General features: G+C 37.2%; 2 protein-coding genes and 2 pseudogenes. 2 read left to right on the top strand and 2 right to left on the bottom strand.

Translation table 11 applies throughout. The features are described 5' to 3' along the window. Nucleotides 1–499: pseudogene (locus UF75_RS28805) on the bottom strand (transposase); the annotation flags it as partial. A 303-nt stretch (nucleotides 500–802) separates the two neighbouring features. Here UF75_RS28805 and UF75_RS25345 point away from each other — a divergent pair. Both UF75_RS25345 and UF75_RS27840 read left to right on the top strand, forming a co-directional pair. Then, nucleotides 803–1167, top strand: a pseudogene (locus UF75_RS25345) (metalloregulator ArsR/SmtB family transcription factor). A gap of 20 nt (nucleotides 1168–1187) precedes the next feature. After that, nucleotides 1188–1364 carry a cation transporter gene (locus UF75_RS27840; protein ID WP_082075354.1) on the top strand — a complete coding sequence of 59 codons (177 nt, stop codon included), beginning with the start codon at nucleotides 1188–1190 and terminating at the stop codon, nucleotides 1362–1364. A 645-nt stretch (nucleotides 1365–2009) separates the two neighbouring features. Here UF75_RS27840 and UF75_RS28815 read toward each other — a convergent pair. Further along, the gene (locus UF75_RS28815) at nucleotides 2010–2147 is read right to left on the bottom strand and encodes a hypothetical protein (protein WP_156146628.1); all 138 of its coding nucleotides are present in this window, start codon (nucleotides 2145–2147) and stop codon (nucleotides 2010–2012) included. Nucleotides 2148–2654 lie beyond the last annotated feature (507 nt).

The following is a 2654-nucleotide window of genomic DNA, read 5'->3' on the forward strand; positions in this document are numbered from 1 at the left end:
CCCTTCTCTGAGTAAAGGAAGTAGGTTTCGTCAGCTTCTAAAATACCCTTAAATGAGGATATATCCATCTGGCTAAGAGCATTCAGCAGTTTGTGCCTCCAATAGAATAGGGTCACATGAGTAACGTCTACAATTTTTGCTGATTGGCGGAGAGGAAGCCCTTGGAGCATACAATCTATGAACCGAATCCATTTGTTAGGGTAACGAGTTCTTGCCAATGGAGTATCTGTTAAATCGCTGAACGTCTTTATGCAGTCCTTACATTTATACCGCTGGCGACCTTTGAACTTGCCGTATCGAACAACATGAGTGCCGCCGCAATGAGGGCAACTGAAACCTTTGCTATACTTTTCTTCTCTCGTAGTTCGCCAATTAACTTAGCATTCCCTTCAGTTGAATTGCTCATTATATTTTGAACAGTAAGGATAAGCTTTTCTTTTTCGTCATAGCCCAGACGCATAATAAGTTCAATAATCGAGCCTAAGAGTGTTCCGTCCATAATAGAGTCCTCCTTAAATGGTGTTTTATAACTCTATTGTATGACATGGCTTGGACATAACTTTGTATAAACAACAACACTCTTTAACTAAGCCTATTTTTTAAGTGTGAAAGGCTCTTTTAATCAAATCCAAATAGCAGCAGTCAAACTATTGTAGTCTTTCATCTATCACATTTTCCCAATAAAACATTCAATAAAAATAATGTACTACTTGTTGACTTATTGTAGCATACAGAATAGAAATATATTATAACATATGAACAAATATTCATATGTTAATTTCACCAAGGAGGAAAATAAAATATGAGTGACTATAAAATTAAGTTTTATAAGTGTGACTGTAACGTAATACATGAGGAAATTGTAAACATGGTCAAAGGCAAAATGCCACCGGAAGAAAACTTATATAACCTTGCAGAGCTTTTCAAGGCTTTTGGGGATACTACAAGGATGAGGATACTTTGGGCGTTGGCAGAGTCGGAAATGTGCGTTTGCGACATAGCCGTCCTTTCAAATATGACTGTATCGGCAATATCCCATCAATTACGAGTATTAAAACAGGCAAGATTAGTCAAATATAGGAAAGATGGTAAAATCGTGTATTACTCGCTGGACGATGAACACATTTTATCTTCGACCATGGGTTAATCCATATAAACGAAAAATAATTTGAAAGAAGGAGTTTTAAATGAGTAATAATGGAAAGAGAGAACTTGTCCTTGAGGGTCTTGAGTGTACCAACTGTGCAATGAAAATTGAGGAAAAGGTTAATGCCATAAAGGGTGTGAGCCATGCAAGCCTTAATTTTGCTACAAAGGTACTTGTCATTGAAACAGACCAAGTAGAAAAATTAATGAATTTGTAAGTACAGCCACTCAAATTGTAAAGGACTTAGACCCGGACGTTGTGATTAAGGAAAAGATGGTTATGCCTTCTGCCGAGAAAGTATTAATCTTAAACGGGCTGGGTTGTTCAAATTGTGCTGGAAAAATTGAAAGTGAAACAAAAAAATTCAGGGTATTACGATACCAAGAAAGTTTCTCCAAAAGACGTTAAAATTGGCGATATTATCCGGCGAAAAAGTACCATTGATGGCAAAATCATTGAAGGAAGGTCTATGGTAGATACCTCTTATCGAGCACAAGCTAGGCCATGTTACAGTTGAACGTGCCGAGGAACCGCCTGAACAGTCCCCAGGTGGAAAGTTCCGTAAGATTATCCCGTTAAGTTGAGGCAAGCGTCAAGAAAGAAAATGTATAGAAAGGGCGTACTTTTTTCTTCGTAAGACTGAGATTTGATGACAAAAACCTTGTCTTGATAGTTGTATACTTCAAGGCGGAATTATGAAATAAAGATAAACGACTTGGTCTAAATTGACTTCAATAGTCCTGCCTACTACAGGTGGCTTTTTAGGAGTAGAAATTCCTAAAAAGTCGCCTTTTTCTGTGAAGATGACAGTAACCTTTGGCGAAGTTCACATCACGATCCCTTGGGTTTTCTCCATTTTTACTTACACCTTCTCTCCTAGTTCTGCTGGAATCTGCATGAATATTTTTCGTGGATAAAAATCTGGTTCGGATAGGATGAGTGCTAGGGCGATGAGATATTTTCGCCCCTTTTCCAGTACTTTGCGTTTTATGCCGGTCATTGACTCTAGTTCTTTGATGGGTAAAAATCTATGTATCTAAGGATGCGCCATAAGCTCCTCCATGAGGGTCGAAGCTATCAATCGCTTCATTAAAGAAAAGCGAAAGAAAAGTGCAAATTGCAATAAGTTTATAAAAAGAGAGGAATATAACAAATAAGTTAAAAACCTGTGGCTTTGTTGTGAAACTTTTCTTTTAAAATGTAACCAGTGGCTTAAGTTAACCGCCGATCGCGATTATTAGGTTTTGAGAACTATAATGTCCTACCCCTAAAACAAATTAAACTCTTACGAATTATTTAGTGAACAGAATCTATTCAATGAGTTAGGGTTACGAAATGGAAAGAAAGGGAGCTGTGATAACATGTCAATTTACAAAATTGGTGAGGTTGTAAAAATCAACGATCAGGAAAACGAAGATTTCAATGGACTTGCCGGAGTTGTTAAAAAAATCGAATTAGGCAGTGATGATGTATCCATACTTTATTTCGTTGAATTTCAGACTAATAA

The organism is Desulfosporosinus sp. I2, from assembly GCF_000960765.1.
Taxonomy (GTDB): domain Bacteria; phylum Bacillota; class Desulfitobacteriia; order Desulfitobacteriales; family Desulfitobacteriaceae; genus Desulfosporosinus.